The sequence below is a fragment of the Acinetobacter sp. PFS20 genome, assembly GCF_052261015.1.
Taxonomy (GTDB): Bacteria; Pseudomonadota; Gammaproteobacteria; order Pseudomonadales; family Moraxellaceae; genus Acinetobacter.
The window spans coordinates 3,107,327-3,129,463 of the sequence record NZ_JBPVZE010000001.1 but is presented as its reverse complement, the minus strand read 5'-3'; the positions used below and the strand labels follow the sequence as shown (position 1 = coordinate 3,129,463).

General features: G+C 35.8%; 18 protein-coding genes and 1 pseudogene. 4 read left to right on the top strand and 15 right to left on the bottom strand.

Going from position 1 to position 22,137, the window contains the following annotated elements; translation table 11 throughout:
- Positions 1-5: 5 nt before the first annotated feature.
- Entirely contained in the window at positions 6-1,460 is a 1,455-nt protein-coding gene (locus tag ACS125_RS14690) for a SulP family inorganic anion transporter (RefSeq protein ID WP_443272953.1), read from the bottom strand.
- A gap of 225 nt (positions 1,461-1,685) precedes the next feature.
- Positions 1,686-2,318 carry an SOS response-associated peptidase family protein gene (locus ACS125_RS14685; protein ID WP_443272950.1) on the bottom strand — a complete coding sequence of 211 codons (633 nt, stop codon included), beginning with the start codon at positions 2,316-2,318 and terminating at the stop codon, positions 1,686-1,688.
- A gap of 393 nt (positions 2,319-2,711) precedes the next feature.
- On the opposite strand from ACS125_RS14685, the gene ACS125_RS14680 reads away from it, so the two are divergent.
- Positions 2,712-4,151: a glucose/sorbosone family PQQ-dependent dehydrogenase gene (locus ACS125_RS14680; RefSeq protein WP_443272948.1), complete on the top strand. Its 1,440-nt coding sequence runs from the start codon at positions 2,712-2,714 to the stop codon at positions 4,149-4,151.
- Between the two features lie 56 nt (positions 4,152-4,207).
- On the opposite strand, the gene ACS125_RS14675 is transcribed toward ACS125_RS14680, so the two are convergent.
- From ACS125_RS14675 to ACS125_RS14640, 8 genes and pseudogenes are all read right to left on the bottom strand, one after another.
- Positions 4,208-4,651, bottom strand: a complete 444-nt coding sequence (locus ACS125_RS14675) for a universal stress protein (RefSeq protein WP_004791904.1) — start codon at positions 4,649-4,651, stop codon at positions 4,208-4,210.
- A 140-nt stretch (positions 4,652-4,791) separates the two neighbouring features.
- Positions 4,792-6,887, bottom strand: a pseudogene (locus ACS125_RS14670) (sensor domain-containing protein).
- 600 nt (positions 6,888-7,487) lie between these two features.
- Positions 7,488-7,703 (bottom strand): hypothetical protein, encoded by a 216-nt coding sequence (locus ACS125_RS14665; RefSeq protein ID WP_003652142.1) that lies wholly within the window; start codon positions 7,701-7,703, stop codon positions 7,488-7,490.
- 180 nt (positions 7,704-7,883) lie between these two features.
- Positions 7,884-8,348 (bottom strand): MarR family winged helix-turn-helix transcriptional regulator, encoded by a 465-nt coding sequence (locus ACS125_RS14660; protein ID WP_031948545.1) that lies wholly within the window; start codon positions 8,346-8,348, stop codon positions 7,884-7,886.
- An 848-nt stretch (positions 8,349-9,196) separates the two neighbouring features.
- Positions 9,197-10,915, bottom strand: coding sequence for a fructose-specific PTS transporter subunit EIIC (locus ACS125_RS14655; RefSeq protein WP_443272945.1), 1,719 nt, complete (start codon positions 10,913-10,915; stop codon positions 9,197-9,199).
- Complete coding sequence (gene pfkB / locus ACS125_RS14650) at positions 10,902-11,849, bottom strand: 1-phosphofructokinase (RefSeq protein ID WP_443272943.1); 948 nt, start codon at positions 11,847-11,849, stop codon at positions 10,902-10,904. The genes ACS125_RS14655 and pfkB overlap by 14 nt, the downstream gene beginning before the upstream one ends.
- Before the next feature lie 15 nt (positions 11,850-11,864).
- Positions 11,865-14,720 carry a phosphoenolpyruvate--protein phosphotransferase gene (gene ptsP / locus ACS125_RS14645; RefSeq protein ID WP_443272941.1) on the bottom strand — a complete coding sequence of 952 codons (2,856 nt, stop codon included), beginning with the start codon at positions 14,718-14,720 and terminating at the stop codon, positions 11,865-11,867.
- 323 nt (positions 14,721-15,043) lie between these two features.
- Entirely contained in the window at positions 15,044-15,901 is an 858-nt protein-coding gene (locus ACS125_RS14640; protein WP_004791915.1) for an alpha/beta hydrolase family protein, read from the bottom strand.
- 141 nt (positions 15,902-16,042) lie between these two features.
- Here ACS125_RS14640 and ACS125_RS14635 point away from each other — a divergent pair, with 141 nt between their 5' ends.
- Positions 16,043-16,498: a hypothetical protein gene (locus tag ACS125_RS14635; RefSeq protein ID WP_004791917.1), complete on the top strand. Its 456-nt coding sequence runs from the start codon at positions 16,043-16,045 to the stop codon at positions 16,496-16,498.
- Positions 16,499-16,523: 25 nt separating this feature from the next.
- On the opposite strand, the gene ACS125_RS14630 is transcribed toward ACS125_RS14635, so the two are convergent.
- The 3 genes from ACS125_RS14630 to brnQ form a co-directional block, all read right to left on the bottom strand.
- A complete protein-coding gene (locus ACS125_RS14630) occupies positions 16,524-16,778 on the bottom strand; it encodes a hypothetical protein (RefSeq protein WP_004791919.1) in 255 nt (84 codons plus the stop codon).
- 273 nt (positions 16,779-17,051) lie between these two features.
- Positions 17,052-17,465 carry a GlcG/HbpS family heme-binding protein gene (locus tag ACS125_RS14625; protein WP_004791921.1) on the bottom strand — a complete coding sequence of 138 codons (414 nt, stop codon included), beginning with the start codon at positions 17,463-17,465 and terminating at the stop codon, positions 17,052-17,054.
- A gap of 190 nt (positions 17,466-17,655) precedes the next feature.
- Positions 17,656-18,957 carry a branched-chain amino acid transport system II carrier protein gene (brnQ, locus tag ACS125_RS14620; protein WP_004791923.1) on the bottom strand — a complete coding sequence of 434 codons (1,302 nt, stop codon included), beginning with the start codon at positions 18,955-18,957 and terminating at the stop codon, positions 17,656-17,658.
- A gap of 354 nt (positions 18,958-19,311) precedes the next feature.
- On the opposite strand from brnQ, the gene map reads away from it, so the two are divergent.
- Positions 19,312-20,106: a type I methionyl aminopeptidase gene (gene map, locus ACS125_RS14615; RefSeq protein WP_174730121.1), complete on the top strand. Its 795-nt coding sequence runs from the start codon at positions 19,312-19,314 to the stop codon at positions 20,104-20,106.
- 42 nt (positions 20,107-20,148) lie between these two features.
- On the opposite strand, the gene ACS125_RS14610 is transcribed toward map, so the two are convergent.
- Positions 20,149-21,048: a LysR family transcriptional regulator gene (locus tag ACS125_RS14610; RefSeq protein ID WP_004791928.1), complete on the bottom strand. Its 900-nt coding sequence runs from the start codon at positions 21,046-21,048 to the stop codon at positions 20,149-20,151.
- 244 nt (positions 21,049-21,292) lie between these two features.
- Here ACS125_RS14610 and ACS125_RS14605 point away from each other — a divergent pair, with 244 nt between their 5' ends.
- Positions 21,293-21,616 carry a hypothetical protein gene (locus ACS125_RS14605; protein WP_443272936.1) on the top strand — a complete coding sequence of 108 codons (324 nt, stop codon included), beginning with the start codon at positions 21,293-21,295 and terminating at the stop codon, positions 21,614-21,616.
- A 47-nt stretch (positions 21,617-21,663) separates the two neighbouring features.
- On the opposite strand, the gene grxD is transcribed toward ACS125_RS14605, so the two are convergent.
- Positions 21,664-22,005, bottom strand: coding sequence for a Grx4 family monothiol glutaredoxin (gene grxD, locus ACS125_RS14600; protein ID WP_004643080.1), 342 nt, complete (start codon positions 22,003-22,005; stop codon positions 21,664-21,666).
- Positions 22,006-22,137 lie beyond the last annotated feature (132 nt).

Genomic DNA, 22,137 nt, shown 5'->3' with positions numbered 1-22,137 from the left:
CTTTTTTAGATTTTTGCATGAGTACCGTATTTATCAATCATGATTGAACTGGCTTCATTTAAGCCGCGAACCGTTACCTTAATACCGTTCTTTTGAAATTTATTTACTACTGAATCTAGCATAGCAACTGAAGTCACATCCCAAATATGAGAATGGGTGAGATCAATAATGACTTCTTTAACTGCTTCTTTAAAGTTAAAACTTTGCATAAATTTTTCAGATGAACTGAAAAATATTTGACCTCTTAATTCATATAGACGAGCTTGATTCTCGAATGAAGTTTCTATACGAATATCGTTTTCAAGTTTATTTGCTAAGAAAAGTGCTGAAAGTAATACGCCAGTTAATACACCTAGCGCCAAGTTATGGGTAGCCACCACTACAATAACGGTAGCGATCATAACGACATTACTACTTTTAGGATTATTTTTAAATTGAGTCAGAGAGTTCCACTCAAAAGTACTGATCGATACCATAATCATGACAGCAACCAGAGCTGCCATAGGAATCACCTTTAACCAATCACTTAAAAATACAACTAAAATAAGTAAGAATATGCCTGCGCAGAAAGTGGATAAACGTGTACGACCACCCGATTTTACATTAATCATTGATTGACCAATCATGGCGCAACCAGCCATGCCGCCCATAAAACCTGAAGCAATATTTGCGATACCTTGACCTCTACATTCTTGAAATTTATCACTAGATGTATCTGTCATTTCATCAACGATTGTTGCAGTCATCATCGATTCAAGTAAGCCAACCGCGGCAAGGGCTAAAGAATATGGAAGAATAATAAGAAGGGTTTCTAAATTTAACGGAATATTCGGGATTAGAAATATAGGTAACGTATCTGGTAATGATCCCATATCACCCACTGTTCGAACGTCAAAACCTAAAAAAATAGCGAGTAATGTGACTACTACAATACAAATAAGAGGTGAGGGAAAGAACTTTCCAATTTTTGGAATATAGGGGAAAAGGTAAATAATTCCTAAACCAATTGCTACTAGTAAGTAGACATGCCATGTCACATTTACCAATTCTGGTAATTGAGCCATAAAGATGAGTATGGCGAGGGCATTAACGAATCCAATAACCACCGATTTAGAAACAAAACGCATGAGTTTAGCGAGTTTGAAATATCCAGCTAAAATTTGTATGACGCCAGTCAATACCGTTGCTGCAAATAAGTATTGAAGTCCATGATCCTTTACGAGCGTTGTCATAACCAAAGCCATTGCGCCTGTAGCCGCCGAAATCATAGCGGGACGACCGCCTACGAAAGAAATAATAACGGCAATACAAAAGGATGCATATAAACCGACTTTGGGATCTACACCCGCAATAATTGAAAATGCAATTGCTTCTGGAATTAAAGCAAGACCCACAACAAGACCGGAAAGAATATCTGCGCGGACATTAGAGAACCATTGTTCTCGGACATTCGATAACATGAGAAATAGCCTAAGTTCTAAATTTTGAAAGGCTAGTGATGTGATATACCAACACAAGCGACTACACCACATCACTAAACAGTGATGAGTTATTTACAGGAGATAAGCGTAAATAAACTTAAGGTGGCGTAAGTGTCATAGGTATAGAGAGTTTGAGGCATTTAAAAGTGCCCGAAGAATAGCATAAGTTTTTAAGGTTGACTAACCTAAGTCGACTAAACTGACTTAATCATAATTTTTCATTTCAGCTTTCGGCATTGAAGTAAACTCATTCGAAGGCATATCTAAGAAAAAGTCTTTTGCTTCAGAATGAGTGCAGTTGAGCCAATCATTTCTGAGATGATCCGGTATCACAATAATCGAACGTTTTTCATCATCTGGTTTATGAAATTGTTTCATAAAAGGGTGATGATCAGCATTGATTGTTAATAGCGACATTAATCTCACTTTCTGTTCATCAATAAGTGTTTCCTCAAAGATCGCAGCAAGTGTAAAAGGTTGTCCATCTTGCCGGAAAATACCATACCAATGTGCTTTTCCATTGATATATTTAGGTTCATAAATGGCTTCGACAGGGACAAGCGCAAATTGGTTATTTAACCATGCATGTTTAAAGGTGCGCTTTTGTTCTACAGTTTCTGTTCTGGCATTATAAGTTGCATATTTGAATGCGATTTCTTTGGCATAGGGAGGGAGCATTCCAAATTTAGCTTTTCGCCACACAAGCTCATTTTGATTCAATAAAAGGAGGGGACAATCATCACTTGGGAAAATATCCATCTTATATTCAAAAGTGGGTTCAAATAAGTCTAATTGATTGGCATGTATTTTCTTAATAGGTTTAAAGTTTGCACACATAAGACACCTTCGTTGTAAAAATAGCTCTCAATTACAGCTTCTAACTTTTAGTCTTTAGTGATGTATATTTTTATAATTAGAATTGTCTCTTTGAGTATTAATTTTTAACTATCAATTACTTCGTTAATAAATATTTATTTAACTGATAGCTATTTCAAAAAAGTTTCAGATATAAAATGAATAGAAGAGATAAATCATATAGTTAAGTTACTCATCTTAAAGAGAGTTTATTCAGTTTTAATAGCTACTTTTATGCAACAGAGCCTTTCAGAAATTTAGATTTTAATAGATTCGTTATTCATCATAATACAAATTATATAGAGAACTCGTACAAACCCTTTATTAGAGGTTTAAAAATTCTCGGAAAATTTTGACAATTTATAAGGTGGACACATGAATAAACATTTATTGGTTAAAATTGCTTTATTAGGCGCTGCTCAGCTAGTTACACTCTCAACATTTGCTGATGTTCCTCTAACTCCCTCTCAATTTGCTAAAGCAAAATCAGAAAACTTTGACAAGAAAGTTATTCTATCTAATTTAAATAAGCCACATGCTTTGTTGTGGGGACCTGATAATCAAATTTGGTTAACAGAGCGGGCAACAGGCAAGATTCTAAGAGTGAATCCAGAGACAGGTAGCGTAAAAACAGTTTTTCAGGTGCCTGAGATTGTAAATGATGCTGATGGACAAAATGGTTTGTTAGGCTTTGCTTTCCATCCTGATTTTAAAAATAATCCTTATATCTATATTTCAGGTACATTTAAAAATCCGAAATCTACAGATAAAGAACTACCGAATCAAACAATTATTCGTCGATATACTTATAACAAGTCAACTGATACGCTTGAGAAGCCAGTCGATTTATTAGCAGGATTACCTTCATCGAAAGACCATCAATCCGGTCGTCTTGTCATTGGTCCAGACCAAAAGATTTACTATACGATTGGTGATCAAGGACGTAACCAGCTTGCTTATTTATTCTTGCCAAATCAAGCACAACATACGCCGACTCAACAAGAGTTGAATGGCAAAAACTATCATACCTATATGGGTAAAGTACTACGCTTAAATCTTGATGGAAGTATTCCAAAAGATAACCCAAGTTTTAACGGAGTCGTTAGCCATATTTATACGCTCGGACACCGTAATCCACAGGGCTTAGCATTTACTCCGAATGGAAAACTATTGCAATCTGAACAGGGCCCAAACTCTGACGATGAAATTAATCTCATTGTTAAAGGGGGGAACTATGGTTGGCCAAATGTAGCAGGTTATAAAGATGACAGTGGTTATGCCTATGCAAATTATTCAGCAGCAACCAATAAAGCACAAATTAAAGATTTAGGGCAAAATGGTTTAAAAGTAGCAGCAGGTGTACCTGTGACGAAAGAGTCTGAATGGACTGGTAAAAACTTTGTACCGCCGTTAAAAACTTTATATACCGTGCAGGATACCTATAACTATAATGACCCAACGTGTGGGGATATGACCTACATTTGCTGGCCAACCGTTGCACCGTCATCTGCTTATGTCTATAAGGGCGGCAAAAAAGCAATTGCGGGTTGGGAAAATACATTATTAGTTCCATCTTTAAAACGCGGAGTTATTTTCCGTATTAAGTTAGATCCAACTTACAGTGCTACTTATGATGACGCTGTGCCGATGTTTAAAAGCAACAACCGCTATCGTGACGTGATTGCAAGTCCAGATGGGAATGTTTTATACGTGTTGACTGATACTGCTGGAAATGTCCAAAAAGATGATGGTTCTGTAACGAATACATTAGAAAATCCAGGATCTCTAATTAAATTTACATATAAAGCTCAGTAACACAGGCCATTAAAAAACCGATCTACATAAGATCGGTTTTTTTAGATTAAGAAAAACTACTCAGTTACGACTAATACCGGTAAATGAATTTCTCCTAAAAGAGCTTGAGTCACACTTCCTAAGAAGAACTTTTTAAACCCTTTTCGACCATGAGAACCAATCACTAATAGGTCTGCTTTGAGTTCAGTAGCGGCTTTAATAATTTCTGTATGAATTGTTTGACCCTCAACAATTTTTGTTTCAACAGAAATTCCGTGTTGGCTAAATTGTTCTTTCGCTTGGTCTAAAATACCCTGAATAGATGCTCTAGCTTTATTAAAGTAATCCTGTGCCAATTCTGTACTATCAATGAATTCTACAGAAATAAAAGGATCTATAGTAAGCGCATATACTAGAGTCACTTTACTACCAAAGGCCTTAGCAAGTGTTGCTGCATGATTGACAGCAATGAGTGAAGTAGGAGAACCATCGACTGGAACCAAGATATGGTGATAACTCATATATTGCTCCTTATTGTCCTGTGACAATGTATGGTGCCAAAACACCGATTTATTATCTTTATGCTTATATTATGAACAATTTTTGAAAGATTATTGTTTATTTTTAGTATGAAAAAAAGTGAGAGATTTTATTATAAATTTTATCTTAAAGTGTGATAGTGACTTTTTAAGTAAGTTGATTCTGTTTAAGTATTGAAATGACTTGATTGGCATCTATAGCAGATTCAAACAAAAATCCTTGGCCTATACTATATCCAAATTGTCGAAGTAGTTCTTCTTGTTCAGGGGTTTCAATTCCTTCTGCAATAAGCCCCAGTGATAAATTTGGAGCAAGTAATCCAATTGCTTGAACAATCGCATAAATTGATGGGTCATGTTGCATCTTTTGTATAAAACTACAGTCTACTTTTAAACTATCAATTGGATAGTCACGGATATGGGTAAGTGATGAAAAACCTGTACCAAAGTCATCTAGAGCAATATGTACGCCATGTTGTTTTAATTTATTAAGTGCACGGATCACATACTCTGAACCTCGATCGCCCAACATATGTTCAGTGACTTCTACTTCAATATAATGTGTTGGAATTTGAAATTGATTGATTTTTTTCAAAAGCCGTTCAGCATAGTTGTCTCTTAGAAACTCAACTGGAGCAGCATTGAGTGAAACAGGAAGGGGTTTAATACCAAGATCTATCCATTTTGCGATGTCACGTAAAACTTGATGTTGCATCGTTTCACCGATTTTACTCGCTAAATTATAATCTTTAAAAGCCTCTGCAATTTGAGAAGGATAGCCTCTTTGAGCGGAAGTTGTATGCCATCGCAATAAAGCTTCAAAACCTACAACACGATGAGTTTTTAAATCGACTTTAGGTTGATAGTAGGGCTGGATGGTATGATGACGAATAAGCTGACGTGCTAAATTAAGCTGAGAAGCGACTGTTTCGGTCATCTGCATCATGCATGGGTCATACATGCGAATACCACCACGGCCACGTGCTTTTAAATCATGCAATGCCATATCTGCACAACTGAGTAAACCTGATTGATCGACGGCATCTTGAGGATAAATCGCACAACCAATACTCATACCGCCATTTAGAACATTGCCTAAATAGGTAATAGGTTGATTCAGCTGCTGAAGTAAAATTGCGGCTAGGTCACGCACATCACTTTCAGATTTAAGGTTATTAATAATAACCGCAAATTCATCTCCACCCAGTCTTGCGACAAAGCATCTTTCATCATCAACACAATGATTAAAACGTTTGGATAAAACTTTTAAAAGATGGTCGCCTGCGCTATGCCCTAATGTGTCATTAATATGCTTAAAATGATCAAGGTCAATTAATAGTAAACCCACACTTGTTTGGCTGTCTTTTGAATATGCGAGGGTTCGTTTAAGCTGAAATTTAAATGAACGCCGATTACATAATCCGGTCAGCTCATCTCGTTCACTCATATTTCTAAGTTGATTTTCTGTCAGATGCTGTTGAGTGACGTTACGAGATACACACAGTATTTGTATGATTTCCCCATTTTCCCGATGAATCGGGGTCAACATATTATCCCAATATTCGGGGTCCTGATCTGGTAAACAACTCATTCCAGCGAATCTGGCAACTTTGCCTTGAAGGGCTTTTTTTAAAGCGACACGTCCACGTTTACGAATATGAGGTGGCAATAGCTCAAGCCATTTCATCCCAAATTTTGTTTCATCAACAGGAACACCTAAAGCGAGGCATCCTGATTTATTCATATGAGAAACTGTGCCGTCTACATTTAATACTTTAATGCAATCTACACTGATGTCTAACATTTGATTTTGTATTTCAATATTCTTTTGCAAGTTTTGTTGCTCTTGAATATCGTGATCAATATCTAAAAAGCTGACATACCATTCGCTAGTTAGAGAAGAGCCGCGATATTTAGATGCTTGAATGGAAAGTTTGCACCATCTATATTGATTGCCACTTTGTAAAAGTCGGCATTTTAATTCTATTCTTTTTCGCAGGCGAATTGCTTCGAGCCATCTATTTTTGACTTCGTCTAAATCGACAGGAGATATAAAATCTAACCATTGCTGAGGTAATGGAGAAAAAGTATCCTGCCAATATTCTGTACACTCTACATTGCAATATAATATCAAGCCATTTTCATCACTGACCCAAGTCGGTAGTGGAATCTGCTCAACAATAAAATGCTTTTGGGTGTTGTTCGACATTGAAGTCATAACATGCCTAGAAAGATTGTATGGGCGGGTAATCTAATTATTAGTCGTTATTGTAATCTTTCTGTAGTAATCAAAACAGTAATAAATAAATTTCAATCGTCTTTTTTTTGAACTAAAATTGAGATCTTAAATAAATTATATACTTAATATTTAATTTATGTTTTTGTTATTTATTAATTTTTATCTGTCTTAAGTTAAAAAAAGATTTATGCTTATTTTTGTAAAAAACTTATTAAAACAGAAACTTATATTGGTCTTTGCAGGACTATCTTAATAAAAGCCATGAAAATAAATTATAAAAAATGAGAAGGATTAAATTGCGAGGATTAAAATCTTAATAAGCCAAAATTTAACCATAATATATATAAGAGCGGAGATTTTAAAAAGTCTAAAAAATACAATAACCACCATTAAGTTTACAAAAGTAATATAAAATAAAGGCTTATATTATCGTAAAATTCTTTCCATCAAGAAGGATATATATTTCCTTTTTGTGCATTTTATAGCCTACATTTTCCCCAAGATGTAGGTTTTTTTTATCCTTAATTTTTGACTTTATAATCTTTAAATATTAAAAATAAAAAAAGCCAAATGGCTTTTTTATACAGTTTCAGGCTTTTTCAACTCTTGTTGAATATAAAGATTCATATAATATTGTTCAATATAATCATCGGCATAGTTGTTTGCTAAGGTTTTTGTTGCCACTTGTTCATGTTTTAAATAACAGTTTGATTCAAGGTCTTTTTCAAGTACCCACCATTGACGGTTAATACGACGCACTTGAAACTTGTCACTTTTGTATTTTCTTTTAGCCATTTTCAAAAATTTGCTATGCAGTTGTTGAAAGAGAATTTCTACTGGAGTTAAGGACTCAAGTCAACAGATGAGAAGTTAATTGCTTATTTTATGTGAGGTGTTGTTTCTATCAATAGCTAGACAAGGCATTAAAATAGAAAAGCTCTCCTAAGAGAGCTTAATAAGATGTCTATCTTATTTTTAACGAGAAAGATTCTTTAAAAGTAATTTTAAACTTTCCATCATTTTTTCTAATTGCAAAGGGGTGATACCTTCGAAAGATTGTTCGAGTACTACGCTGGTTAGATCATTAATCTTATTGATCATTTCAATACCTTTGTCTGTAAGTACTACGCGGGTGATTCGACCATCGGTCTGGCAAGAATAGGTTTCCACCAAACCTTCATCTTTTAAACGATAAACAATCTTGGTAGTCGTCGACATTTTTGAAATAATCATATCTGAAAGTTCAGAAACACTCGCATGGGGCTTACTACTTAAAGCCAACATAATGCGTCGACGTGAGTTATCTAAACCATATTTTTTTAAAGCATTATCAATATTTTGTACATACTGAGCATGTACTTGAGTAATCCAATAATATGGAAAATCTTCAAGAGTAAAAGATTCTGTTGTAGGTAAAAAACGCGCATACTTCTTTGTCATTGACTTTTCCCCATACCTTGGTGGATCGCATTTCTGGTGAACTATCTTTAATAGTTGAAAAATATAGTTTCATCAAGCAAGTTATATCAGGACTTTACTTGGTGAGCAAAATTTATATAGCTAAATTTAACAATGACATGGTTTAAAGGACCTTGTCTTGATAAGTTTTCCTATACTTTGCACAAACTAAAAATACTCTTCTACTATGGTCAAAGTTTGTTGAAAGTTAATGTGATTTGATGAGTCATAGCCATTAATTCCTTAAAATCTTTGAACAGATATACAAGATTGCATCTAGGCTTGCTTGATCGTTAATTGAACGATATTGGCTTACAAGCGCATCGTAGAAAAAAAATGATGATTTGAACGTGGCATTGAACGAGATAGTTTTTGTCTCTAAAGTCATAATTATGAAAAATTAAGACATTTAAATAATAAATATTTATAAATATCAATTATTTGTTTAATTTTGTGGGTTGTGAAATTTACCATACATTTAACATGAATCATCTATTATTTAGTGAAATAAATTTGATTTATTTATTAACTTATTGATTATTATATATAAAATTAAATATCTGATGGAGTGGTTAACCTTATATATTTAGTTTTTTTGTCTATAAATTAAATTTTTAAGAGTTTTTGCTCATGTTTATGCTACTCATCATCTAAATCTCAGATAGGTTCACTTTAACAATAAAGTTGGAGGAGGGAGTGCTAGCGCAGCTTATAGCGACAGTTATTCAGATTAAATTATGCGAGTAGCGTAAAGCGGGTAATTGAAGAATTTTATTTGTTAAAACATATGAAATGTAAAAAAGGGAGAATTTATATTCTCCCTTTTTTAATTATGCAGTGGTCACAATTTTTTCTTCTATTTTTTTCTTAACAATCGCATAGCTTATGCCTGTAACGATACTACCTGCTGCAATAGCAGCGAGATATAGCCAAGCATGGTTAATTGCATTTGGAATTAAAAGAACAAATACGCCGCCGTGAGGAGTAACTAATTCGCAATGGAATAATGCAACAAGAGCTCCAGTTACAGCCCCCCCTAAAATGCAAGTTGGAATAACGCGCATTGGGTCTTTAGCTGCAAAGGGAATTGCACCCTCGGAAATAAAACATAAACCTAATACGAAAGCAGCCTTACCTGCATCTTTCTCTCCGGTACTAAATTTATTTTTAGCAATGAAAGTCGCAATAGCCATACCAATAGCAGGGACCATACCACCCGCCATTGTTGCTGCCATTGGCATATAGGTATTTGTTGTCAATAATCCCACAGTAAAAGCGTAGGCTGCCTTATTGATTGGACCGCCTAAATCGATACACATCATGCTTGCTAATATAATTCCCATTAACACAGCATTTGTTGTACCCATGTTATTTAAGAAGTCTTTCATTAACTCGAAAATATGTGCTACAGGTTGTCCAACCACGTAGAACATAATCAGACCAACAAATAATGTACCTAATAATGGAATAATTAAAATCGGTTTAAGTGCTTCTAAACTTGTAGGAAGTTTAAGTTTTTTAGCAATAAATAGCGCGATATAACCCGCAAGAAAACCTGAAACAATACCCCCTAAAAAACCTGCTTGTAGTTGAGAGGCGAGTAATCCTCCAATTAGACCAGGTGCAAGACCAGGGCGATCAGCGATTGAATAGGCAATATAACCCGATAACATCGGGACCATGAGCATAAATGCAGCAGCACCGATTTGTTTTAATATGGCGGGTAAGCTACCTGCTTGTTCAGCAGCATTTAGACCAAAGCATAAGGAGAGAGCAATTAACAGACCTCCAGCGACCACCATAGGCAACATAAAAGAAACACCAGTTAAGAGATGTTTATATACGCCAACTTTTTCGGTTTTATCTTTATTTTCTGTCGAAGCTTGTTGCTTACCTTGTTCTAAAACTTGTGCATTGCTGATTGCTTCAGCAAAGGCTTTATCTGTTTGCTTTAGAGCAAATCCTGTACCACACCGATAAACACGCTTACCTACAAAACGGTCTGTGTTAACTTCAATGTCAGTGGCAAGAATCACAATGTCCGCTTCAGCAATAGCTTGAGCTGATAAAATATTTTTTGCACCAACAGAACCTTGTGTTTCTACTTCAATCTCATATCCAAGCTTTTCTGCACCTTGTTGTAAAGCTTCCGCAGCCATAAAAGTATGGGCAACACCCGTAGGACACGCAGTGATTGCTACAAACTTTTTAGTAGTAGTTACTACTAAGCTATTATCACTTAGCCAATCTTGAGCTGGCTTAAAATGATCTAAGGCAGTTTGGAAAGCTGTGTGAGCATCATTTTTTATCTCTTCAATGCTAATAAAAGATAATGGATGTGTACCAAAACTATTAAGATTTTTCGGGCGTTGTCCAACAACAATGACTTGATCAAAATTTTCACTTATTTCGAATTCATCAAGCGAAATAATGTTATTTGGATAACCCTGTTGGGATGCGACTTGTGCAAGTTTACGAGCTAAAATCAAAGCATTGACTTGCTGTTGCGGACTATTAATGACAAATAATAAATGTTTAGCAGTTGGCATCAGATTCACTCAATGAATTGATTGTAGTTTGGGCTTTTAACTGGTTTAGCGTTTCGGCATTTGGAATCCGAAAGCCAATTTGAGTTACAGCATGGCTCGCAATTGCCGTAGCCGTTTTTAATGTTTCTTCGTCAGAGAAGCCATTTATTAGGCCATGAATCATGCCTGCTAAAAGAGAGTCACCTGCACCAACGGTACTTTTAACGATCACTTTAGGGGTTTTGGCATGAAGTGGGTGAGTGTCGTGTAGCCAGTTTACACCGTCTTCGCCCATCGAAATAACGACATGCTCAATTTTAGCTAAGTTTTCAAAAAGCTTTTTTTGTTCAGAATAAGTCGTAGCAGGAAGCTGATAACTTTCTACTAACTCATCTGTATTTGGTTTAATCATCCATGGTTGACATTCAATTGCAGCGACCAATGCTTTACCACTTGTATCAAGTGCAACTTTTTTCCCTTGCTGTTGAATGAGCTTAATAAGTTGCTGTAATTCATCAATACTAAAACCTTGTGGAAGGCTCCCGGCAATGGCAACTACATCTACTTGTGGCAAAATCATTTGGATTTTTTGAAAGAGGTTCTTTTTATCTAGTTCAGAAACCAAGAAACCTTTTCCATTTAAATCGGTCATACGCCCAGAATGTTCAGCAATTTTTATATTTTGACGAGTCTCACCTTCAATATAAATAAACTCAGATTGGAATTGAGCTTCTTTAAAATGATCATCAAAAATTTGTCTGTTCGTTGTTCCTAGAAAGCCAGAAACAATAACTTCATGCCCCAAATCTTTTAAAACTTGTGCAATATTTAATCCTTTGCCTGCTGCATGTATTTCTACAGATTCTTGGCGATTTACCTCGCCAACCTGTAACTCATTGAGTTGTATCGTTACATCAATTGCAGGATTTAAAGTAATTGTTAAAACTTTAGCCATTACTGTTCCTAATCTTTAGATTTCTTGTTCGGATAACTGACGTACAGCAGTAGCGCTCTCACATTGTAGTGCGCTTTTTGCAAGCGCTTGAGCTTGGCTGTAGTTAAGTGTACGAATTTGGGCTTTTACTAAAGGAATACTATTTGGAGACATGCTGAGCTCATCTACGCCTAATCCCATAAGAATCGGTACAGCTTTTGGATCAGCTGCGAGTTCTCCGCATATACCCACCCATTTGCCATGCTTGTGCGCAGCTTTTACAGTGTGATCAATCAATTGCAAAATACTTGGGTGGAGGCCATCTGCTTCAGCCGAGAGGATAGGGTGACCACGGTCAATAGCTAAAGTATATTGGGTTAAGTCATTTGTTCCTATACTGAAAAAGTCCACTTCTTGAGCAAGAATAGGCGCAAGTAAGGCAGCAGAAGGAACTTCTATCATAATACCAACTTGTAAGTTGGCGCATGGATGTACAGTTTTAACTTCATCAAGAATAGCTTTGGCAGCACGCCATTCTTCCACACGGCCAATCATTGGAAACATGATTCGTAAAGGACGATCATCTGCGGCTTTAAGCAAAGCGATAAGTTGTTGACGTAACAGCTCTGGCTGTCTTAGTGTCAAACGGATACCTCTTAAGCCTAAAAATGGATTTTCTTCTTCAGCAATTGGAAGGTAAGGAAGTGGTTTGTCACCACCTACATCAAGAGTACGTACTACAAGTGGGCGACCAGCGAGGGCATCTAGCACAACACGGTAATCTGCTTCTTGAGTAGCTTCACTTGGAGCACTGCTATGAGCCATAAAAACAAGCTCTGTTCTAAGTAAGCCAATTGCTTCAGCACCACATTCTACTGCATGAGCTGTAGCTTGAACTTTTCCTAAATTGGCAGCAACTTCAATTTGATGTTGATCTAGGGTAATCGCAGGTTCTTGGCTGTGACGTTCAGCCTCTTCACGAATTTTTTGTTGAAGCTCTCGTTCTTGTTTTGCTTGTTCGATTTGCTGAGTATTCGGGTTTAATACAAAAGTTCCTGTATCTCCATTAATTAAAAGAGAACTTTTTTGTTCAATCTCTAGTATTTGATCACCAGCACCAACAATTGCAGGAATACCTAAAGCACGAGCAACAATAGCGCTATGTGCACTTGCACCACCTACAGCTGTCAAAATACCCGCTACTCGATCTTTATTAAGGCGCGCCACATCACTTGGGCCCACATCATACATGATCAAAATATAAGGCTCTTTAGGTTCCTCGATGATAACCTCACCACAGAGCTGTGCTAAAACCCGATCGCCAATATCACGTAAGTCTGTAGCACGCTCAGCCAGTAAGCGGTCTGGTAAAGCTGCTTGCTCTTTAGCTGCTGCTTCAATATGTTCATGCCAAGCAGCAGGAGCAGAAAGGTTTAAGTTAATCTTTTGATAAACACCATTAATAAGATCTGGGTCGTCTAGCATTTCCAAATGTGCTTGGAAAATTTGCTTAATTTCAGCTACTTCAGATTTTGCAATAACTTGGTGAATATTGTTTTTAACTGCGTGAAGAGCAATATCAATTTTCTCTTTTTCTGCTTTAACGCTTAAACCCATACGTTCGTATTGATAAACCTTAGGTTTGATGACATGTACGGGGCCAAAAGCTAGACCACTAGAAGCTGGAATACCTGTATTTGTACTCAATGTTTTCGGCAATGATTTTACTGTTTGAGGCGATTGAGCTTCTTGGCTATCTGAAGATTGAATTGGTTCAACCTCTTCTCCTAAGCCTTGTTGCACGGCCTGAATAACTTTATCTAAAGCGTCTACAGCATCTGTTTCCGGTTCAGCAATAAAACGTAAAGTCTGGCCACGTTTACACCCTAAAGCTAAGAGGCGCGTCAAACTTTTGGCCGAAACAAAATTACCATCGTCTACTGCGATTTGAATATCACCTTGAAAACTTTTAGTTAAGTTTACCAAATGAGTCGCTGGTCGAGCATGTAAGCCATGGGCATTGGCTAATACAACTGAACGATGAGGCCAATCTGGAATAACATCAGCACCAATAATTTTAGCAATCTCATTTGGTGCTTGTGTTTGATCTAGCTGTGCGACTTGTTCTGGATTAAATAAAATATCAATCAGTCGGTTGAATCTTTGGCTATCTAACTGCTCATTGGCAGCAATACAGACGAGTGTATTCAGTTTTTGTCCATTTACATCTAAAGCATGGCGTGGCTTTACAATACTGATTGCTGGCTGTTGAACAAACTTACTACTTGAAATAGACCAGATCTGGTCTTGTAACTGGATAACTTGATCTGGCTCAAGTGAGCTTAAAAAACCACATTTTACGAAATTATGTTTTTTGAGAATTTGAGAGGCTGACCACAATAAGTCTTCGATATCTTGAGATTCAATTTCAGTTTGAATTAAATTTTCGTGCAGAGTTAAGGATAGGGGTTGAGCTTGTAATAGTTCAATAATTTGCTCAGGTTGCGTCGCATTTTTTACTTGTTCACTTACATCCTGCATTAACGCTCTAGTTAATATTTGTAGTACTTGTAAATGCTCATCAGATTTTGCTGCAATAACAACAGCTAAATAAATCGTGTTTTCCCCATCCCATATTATTCCTTCAGGGAAGTGAGCTAATCGAATACCTGTTTGTAAAATAAATTCACGGGATTGTGGAGTACCATGCGGAATAGCAATACCTTGGCCTAAATAGGTAGCGCTTTGTTGTTCACGATTGATGAGTCCTGTCATATATTCAGGTGTAACTAACCCATCTTTTACTAATATATCTACTAGACACTGTAATGCATGCTTTTTATCAACAGCATGTTGATTCATATGAATATGTCGAGGCTCGAGTGCTAGCATACTTATCCTTGAACAATTTCTTAGGTTTTAACTAAAACAGAAAAAAAGAAGCTGTTTGTATTAAAATAGGTTGGTTTACCTGTTTTTAAACAACAGCTTCAGACAAATTACCATAGCAGAACTTTAAGTTTATATCGACGTATTTACGTAAATAATGCTTATTAAAAATACAAAGGAATCATGACTTAATATATTTTAGTTTTTTATGGTAACTATAAATTTAATAAAGTTATTTTATAAAATGGGGGACTGCTAATAATAAAAAAACCTCTACACCGGATTACGGGCATAGAGGCAAAAACTAAATGATAGAATTTAAATTACTATTGAATTTCTTGCTCTAAGACTGACCATAGCTTTTGATGTGATTTTTTAAACATTAACATGTGCCCAATTGATTTATAGCCGAGTTTTGTTGGGTTCAGTTCTAGCATTTTAGTAGACGCATTCGGATATAAACTTAATAAATCTGCAACGTTGTGTTGAGTAGCAATTTCATCATCACTTGCCCAAATTGAAGTAATAGGGCAAATAATTTCAGTATGAAAGTCATGAAAGATAGTTTTACCAATAGCATTTTTCACATAGCCCGGGTGACTACAAAACTCTCGCCACTGTTGTGCGACTTTTTTAGGCAAGTTTTCACCCATTCCAATAAATTGAGTAGCACCATAGCCTTTTAAACTACTTGAAATTGGAAAGATAACGTTAAACATGACAGGGGCTAGAAATTTTGTTTTACCTTTTAGTCCTTTTACATGGCCTGTAGAACCTGCTACTGCAACAACTTTTGCTACTTTATGAAAATTTGGCACAATCCCTAGCAGTTGCCCACCCGCACTATGGCCAAGAAGAGTAACTTTTTCTGCTTGAGTTTTTTCTAATAAAGTTTCAATTGCACAAGGGATATCAAGCGTTCCCCAATCATTAATACTCGCTGTACTTTGCTTTAATGGCCCATGCAATGAATCTCCAATTCCACGGAAATCAAAGCTTAATACATCATAGCCTTGCTGACTTAACCATGTAGCAAAAGAATGGTAAAAGTTTTTTGTAATACCTGTTGCTGGACAAATCAAAACAGGATGTACCGATTTCTTTGATTGAGTTGGATAAAATTGTGCTGCAAGTTGATAACCATCTTCGCAGGTCATCCAAAATGATTCAAAAGTGTTATCCATAATATTGCGTAATGATTGGCTTATTAATGACTTTAATTTACATGAGTTCCAAAACGATACTTGATTAAAATGTGACTATAAAGTCAAGATTTGTGCTATACAACTCATCAAATTTTAATAAAACGAATAATTGGAAAAAAGATGGATTTACCGAAAGCTGTACAGTTAGCAATTGTGTTTAGTGGCATATTTTTATGGGTAGGAATGTTCACAGGGGTGTGGAAGTATTGGCAAATACGCCGTTCAGAGTTACATCGTGCCCACTATTATGTTGACATTGCTCATCGCAGTAGCTTGCTATATGCGGCTGCTAGTCTCATTCTTGCTGTATTAAGCTATTTTACTGTTTTAAATGAAAATGTTGCTTTGTGGTGTGTGTTAGCTAATATTTTCTTTTTTAGCTTTTCAATATTGGTTTATATCATACATGGATGTTTACAGGACACGACAAATCAATTTAAAACTCCCCATCGTTTGGGCAGATTTAATTTACCTTCGTGGATGATGTCTTTTATGATGGTGGGATTAATTGTGACTGAACTATTGGCTACAGCTATTTTAGTTATTGGAACAATTTTTTTATTTGTAGGTGTATAAAAATGGATGATTGCTCATCCATTTTTTAAGAATTCAAATTTTGTTGACTAAGACGTCTTTTAGCTAGTTTTCGCATCTTATGATCGACAAAGGCCCACACACAAAATATGAAAGAAACGACCATCGCATACATAAAGTATTCGGGTTTCAGATTTCCTTTAATCATACCTTGAAACAGTAAAGTCAGCATAAGAGCAAGCGGTGTTACTCCATAAACAACTGAATCTTTGCTGTTCAGAGTGTTAATGAAGACTTGTTTGTTGAAATGTAATGATAACATCTCCATCCCTCCTTGTGGTTGCGCTAAAACCTAATGTTTTAGTCAAGAATAAGTTTTAAGTTTAATGTTGTACTGCTATTTTTGATTCAGTTCAATAGCAAATAGAAAATTTTTTGAGCAGTTTTATAAAAACCTCTATATTTATAAAGGTTTAACGTATCAAAAAAGTAAATGTTTAATATTTTTGTATGAAATACTTATTCTTTTAGAAAAGAGAAATTATTTAAATGAAAAGTGCATTAATTTCTCTTTCCTGGGATTTTGCTTTAGCTATTATATTTTTTTAAAAAAACTATCGATCGCATGTTGAGCAATTTCTGCATCTTCAAAAGATTGAACACCCGATACACCAATAGCACCTAAAATTTCACCTTCATAAATAATCGGTATTCCACCTTCTAACATCCCTTGAGCACTAGGCATACTTAAGAAACCAAGACGCCCACTTTTTAGAAGTTCTTCGTAAAATTTTGACGGTCTACCTGATATTGAAGCGCATTTTGCTTTTTCTAGGCATAGATGTGTAGTTAGAGGAGAAGCACCATCTAATCGTTTCATGAATAATAGAGAGCTTGTTTCGTCAACAATTGCAATGCTGACTTTAAAGTTGTGTTCAATTGCATATTTTTGAGCTTCTTCCATTAAAAACTCTGCATCTGCTAATGTTAGGTAATATTTAGTTTTCATTGTTGCTCTTCTTTCCTGAGTAGCTAAAAATTATTTTAGTGTAATTTTACAGTAAAAATTAATTATATCTATAGTTGATTTGTCATTAAAAACTAGTGGGGAAATAAAATGCTGGTTGGGTAAACACAGCATTTTATTCAATATATAAAATCATGTTTGGATAAAACTCGATTTCAAAAAAGTCACTAGATTAAATGCTTTTGAATTTAACTTTGTCGATAATTACGGTAACTGCAAGAACAACTAAAGATGGGATCAACCAAGCTAAGTTTTGTTCATTTAATGGTAAATGCTGAAGGAATTCAGGTAAATAATTGCTGAAGCCTGCAACTTTAAGGCCATCGATAATACCGAAAATTAAAGCAATACTTGTTACTGAACCGACAATGAAAGAAGGTTTATGCCAAAATTTCCAGAAGAAGCTCAGCATAATCACCACAATTGCTGGTGGGTAGATTGCACTTAAGACAGGTACTGAAATAGCAATCAGTTTAGTTAGGCCAAGATTCGAAATAACGAAAGAGAAACCAACTAAAATAAATACTAAAAGCTTATATGGTAATTTCGTTAACTGAGCAAAGTACTCACCACACGCACAAGTTAAGCCAATTGCTGTAACCATACATGCTAAAAAGATTAGTCCAGTTAAGAATAATGAACCCATATTTCCAAAAGCATGTTGTACATATGCATGTAAAATTACTGCGCCATTTGCTGCATTTGGTGCTACTTCATGGCTACCTAAACCTAATTTGAATAAGCTTAAATAAACTAAAGTAAGGCCAACACCTGAAATGAGACTGGCAATAATTGCATATTTGGTGACTAACTTTTTATCAGTAACGCCGCGAGAGTAAATCGCTTGAATAATAACGATACCAAATACTAGTGCACCTAACGTATCCATAGTGAGATAACCGTTTACGAAGCCCTCTGAAACCGGAGATGTGACGTAATGGTTGATCGGAGCTGGTACGTAACCCGCAGGAATCATCACTGCTGCAATACCTAAAATTGCTAAAGCAATAATTTTTAGTGGGGCAAGTACATGTCCTACAGTATCCAATAACTTGTTTGGATAAAGTGAAACTACAGTTACAAATGAAAAATAAATTGCGCTATAGATTAAAAGACTACTACTTGAGGTTCCAAAATAAGAGGAAAAACCAATTTCATAAGAAACAGTAGCTGTACGTGGGGTAGCAAATAGAGGGCCGACTGATAAATAACAAACAACAGTTAAAATCAGACTTGCTACTCGACCTAAGGGAGAGCTAATAATTTCAATGGAACCCTGCATACGAGAGAGTGCCATGATGGTAATTACAGGTAAGCCGACAGCCGTAATTAAAAAGCCTAGTGCAGCTAACCATACGTGCTCACCAGCTTGTTGAGCAACGATGGGAGGAAAGATAATATTGCCAGCCCCAATAAAAAGGGCAAAGGTCATAAAACCTAAGGCAATAATATCTCCAGTACGAAGATGTTGCATAAATTAAAGATAATAAAAAAAGAAGGAATTTTAGAGCAAAAGTAATCATGATCAAGCGCTAATTTATGTGAAAAAGCTTTTTTTCAGGTGGTTAAAACTATATATAGTGTTATAAGCGTTTGTTTGGTTAAAGTATGTACTTGAAAACCCATAAAAAGGAGAAAAGAACTTCTTTTTAAATTCTGACTTTTTATAAAAAATATGTAAGAATAAAAACATAAATTTTTATTGTGAATGCCGAATATTTAAGCATTTTAGGCTTTTGGTCTGACTTATATTCATCCTAAAATATTTTGAATTACCTTAGGTTTTTGTAGGGAAGGGCATGTTTCTTGTCTGCGAGGATAGAATTGAATGAGAGCTTCTACTGTTACCATTAAAACTGAACAAGATCTGGAAAAGTTAAGAGTTTCTGGACGCTTGGCTGCACAAGTTTTAGAAATGATAGAGGCCTATATTAAACCGGGCGTATCTACTGAGTATTTAGATCACCTCTGTAATGACTATATTGTAAATAATTTAAAAGTTATTCCTGCTAATGTGGGATATCACGGTTTTACAAAAACGATATGTACTTCAGTCAATGAAGTTGTTTGCCATGGCATACCATCGCCGAATAAAATTTTAAAAGATGGCGATATTATTAATATTGATGTTGCAATTATTAAAGATGGTTATTTTGGTGATACGAGCCGCATGTATTTTGTGGGTAATGTAAATCCACAAGCAAAAAAATTAGTTGATACAACTTATGAAGCGATGGTTGCTGGTATTCACACTGTTAAGCCAGGAGCTACATTAGGTGATATTGGTTATGCTATTCAGTCGGTTGCTCATCGAGAAGGCTATAGTATTGTTCGAGAATATTGTGGACATGGGATTGGTAAGATCTATCATGAACAACCTAATGTTTTGCACTATGGGCAGCGCGGGCAAGGCTTGGTCTTAAAGAAAGGAATGGTTTTTACCATTGAGCCAATGGTAAATGCAGGTAGACCGCAAGTGAAAGAGTTAAATGATGGGTGGACCGTCATTACTCAAGATCATTCATTATCTGCTCAATGGGAACATATGGTTGCAGTAACAGATACTGGTTTTGAACTATTGACCCCATGGCCTGAAGGTGTGGGGAACTATCCTGCAATTTGAAAAATATAAAAAAAGTTCGATAAATTATCGAACTTTTTTATTTTAACGCTCAGAAAGATGTTCAACTAAGTAATCAATGAATACTCGAACAGCGGGTAGCAAACCTCGGCGTGATGGATATACGGCATGTAATATTCCATGAGGAGCTTTCCATTCAGGTAAGATTTGTAAAAGTTGTCCAGACTTCAGAAAATCTTCTGCTGCACTCTCTGGTAGTAAAGCGATACCACAATTTTGACTCGCCAATTGCGCCAACATATGTATGTTTGTACCCATCACAATAGGGCTAACTTTGATTTTCTTCTGCTCATTGTCTGGTCCATGCAAAAGGAATTGCTGATCAAGGTGCTCTTCAGAAAGGCTTAAAATACGATGTTCGCTTAGCTGTTCAGGAGTTTTTATATCACCAAACTCATTTAAATAAGCCTGACTTGCAAATAGGCTCTGTTCTATAACAGCAAATTGTCTAAGTACTAAACTCGGGTCATCATCTAGTTTTGAGCGAACTCGTAATGCGATATCAATCCCTTCATTAATCACATCTACTCGACGGTTACTAACCATCAGTTGCAAACGAATTTCTGGATATTTTTTTAAGAAAGCAGGTAGGATTTTTGGAAGTTGATTTTGAGCAACATCAACAGGAACACTAACTTTAACAACACCTCTAGGTTGAATACTTAAGTGATCAACTAAGTCATGGGCAGCTTGAGCAGCATTCATCATGACTTGAGCATGTCTGTAAATATCCATCCCAATATCTGTAACAGCAAAATGACGAGAACTGCGCTGGATTAAGCGAACCCCTAAGTTTTCTTCTAAGCTGTAAACGCGACGACTTAATTTTGATTTTGGAATATCCGTTACACGCTCAGCAGCACTAAAGCCACCATGCTCAACAACAAGAGCAAAACAATAAAAATCATCAAGATCGGTGAGCATTAAAATATCCTATTTCTGCAACAACCATGATTTTACATTATTATTTTTGCAACGATAATTCTTATACTAAATTTTTTGTAAGTGGGGGATAAATTCATTACTCATTGGTAGAAATGGCTTTTTGAAATTATATTGTAATTACGTTGTAATTTTAACGTATGCATTTCAAGTAGCTTTAGAGATTGTCTATAGAAGTGTTCATCATTTTCTTCTACACTATATTTTTCTCTACTTTTCAAATCTAATGCCTTATCAACTGATAGAACTTAACGATGCCTCTGCAAATATTGAGTGTCCATTTTGCAAACAAGGGATAATTGACTGGGCACAAGAACAGTATGTTCAGCCATGTGAACATACTTTATTTATTGCGATGGACTTGGGCTTTGAATTTGTTGCAGATCGATTTGAAGAGTGCATGAACCAGAGCGTGGATGAGTTACACGAAGATCCAAACATGAATATTTTTGAAGCTCTAACGACAACAGCTTATGAAAATTTGATTGTTTTAAAATCTGATTTAGGTGTGGAAGGTTTGTTTCGCTATGTTGGGGTAAGCGATCTTTAAAATTAAGAGCATAAAAAAGCCAATCTATTGATTGGCTTTTTTATTATTTACGCTTCTGGTGCAGCGCTATATTGTTCAACTAATGGTTTTAATTCACCATTTTGGAACATCTCTAGCATAATATCGCTACCGCCAATAAGTTCGCCATTTACCCAAAGTTGCGGGAATGTAGGCCAATTCGCAATTGCTGGTAAGATTGCACGAATATCAGGATTTTCCAGAATATTTACATATGCAAATGGACGACCAATTTGACTGAGCGCCTCTACAGCACGTGCAGAGAAACCACATTGTGGAAACTGTGGAGTGCCTTTCATGTAAAGTAAAACGGGATGCTTCGCAATTTGATCGCGGATTAACGCTTCAGTATCACGTGCTTGTTCAGTCATAAATAGATCCTCAACTAATCTAGCAGCATTATAGGGGGTGTTTATGTTGCTTTGCAAACCACCTTAATGCTTAAAGTTGCATTGAATATTCAATATTTTATTGTATAAACCGAAGTGATAGCGAAAAGCAGA

Excerpts from the sequence above, each read along its gene's own strand:
- ACS125_RS14690 (WP_443272953.1), bottom strand. The coding sequence starts at position 1,460 with ATGTTATCGAATGTCCGAGAACAATGGTTCTCTAATGTCCGCGCAGAT.
- ACS125_RS14685 (WP_443272950.1), bottom strand. The coding sequence starts at position 2,318 with ATGTGTGCAAACTTTAAACCTATTAAGAAAATACATGCCAATCAATTA.
- ACS125_RS14680 (WP_443272948.1), top strand. The coding sequence starts at position 2,712 with ATGAATAAACATTTATTGGTTAAAATTGCTTTATTAGGCGCTGCTCAG.
- ACS125_RS14675 (WP_004791904.1), bottom strand. The coding sequence starts at position 4,651 with ATGAGTTATCACCATATCTTGGTTCCAGTCGATGGTTCTCCTACTTCA.
- ACS125_RS14665 (WP_003652142.1), bottom strand. The coding sequence starts at position 7,703 with ATGGCTAAAAGAAAATACAAAAGTGACAAGTTTCAAGTGCGTCGTATT.
- ACS125_RS14660 (WP_031948545.1), bottom strand. The coding sequence starts at position 8,348 with ATGACAAAGAAGTATGCGCGTTTTTTACCTACAACAGAATCTTTTACT.
- ACS125_RS14655 (WP_443272945.1), bottom strand. The coding sequence starts at position 10,915 with ATGCCAACTGCTAAACATTTATTATTTGTCATTAATAGTCCGCAACAG.
- pfkB (WP_443272943.1), bottom strand. The coding sequence starts at position 11,849 with ATGGCTAAAGTTTTAACAATTACTTTAAATCCTGCAATTGATGTAACG.
- ptsP (WP_443272941.1), bottom strand. The coding sequence starts at position 14,720 with ATGCTAGCACTCGAGCCTCGACATATTCATATGAATCAACATGCTGTT.
- ACS125_RS14640 (WP_004791915.1), bottom strand. The coding sequence starts at position 15,901 with ATGGATAACACTTTTGAATCATTTTGGATGACCTGCGAAGATGGTTAT.
- ACS125_RS14635 (WP_004791917.1), top strand. The coding sequence starts at position 16,043 with ATGGATTTACCGAAAGCTGTACAGTTAGCAATTGTGTTTAGTGGCATA.
- ACS125_RS14630 (WP_004791919.1), bottom strand. The coding sequence starts at position 16,778 with ATGTTATCATTACATTTCAACAAACAAGTCTTCATTAACACTCTGAAC.
- ACS125_RS14625 (WP_004791921.1), bottom strand. The coding sequence starts at position 17,465 with ATGAAAACTAAATATTACCTAACATTAGCAGATGCAGAGTTTTTAATG.
- brnQ (WP_004791923.1), bottom strand. The coding sequence starts at position 18,957 with ATGCAACATCTTCGTACTGGAGATATTATTGCCTTAGGTTTTATGACC.
- map (WP_174730121.1), top strand. The coding sequence starts at position 19,312 with ATGAGAGCTTCTACTGTTACCATTAAAACTGAACAAGATCTGGAAAAG.
- ACS125_RS14610 (WP_004791928.1), bottom strand. The coding sequence starts at position 21,048 with ATGCTCACCGATCTTGATGATTTTTATTGTTTTGCTCTTGTTGTTGAG.
- ACS125_RS14605 (WP_443272936.1), top strand. The coding sequence starts at position 21,293 with ATGCCTTATCAACTGATAGAACTTAACGATGCCTCTGCAAATATTGAG.
- grxD (WP_004643080.1), bottom strand. The coding sequence starts at position 22,005 with ATGACTGAACAAGCACGTGATACTGAAGCGTTAATCCGCGATCAAATT.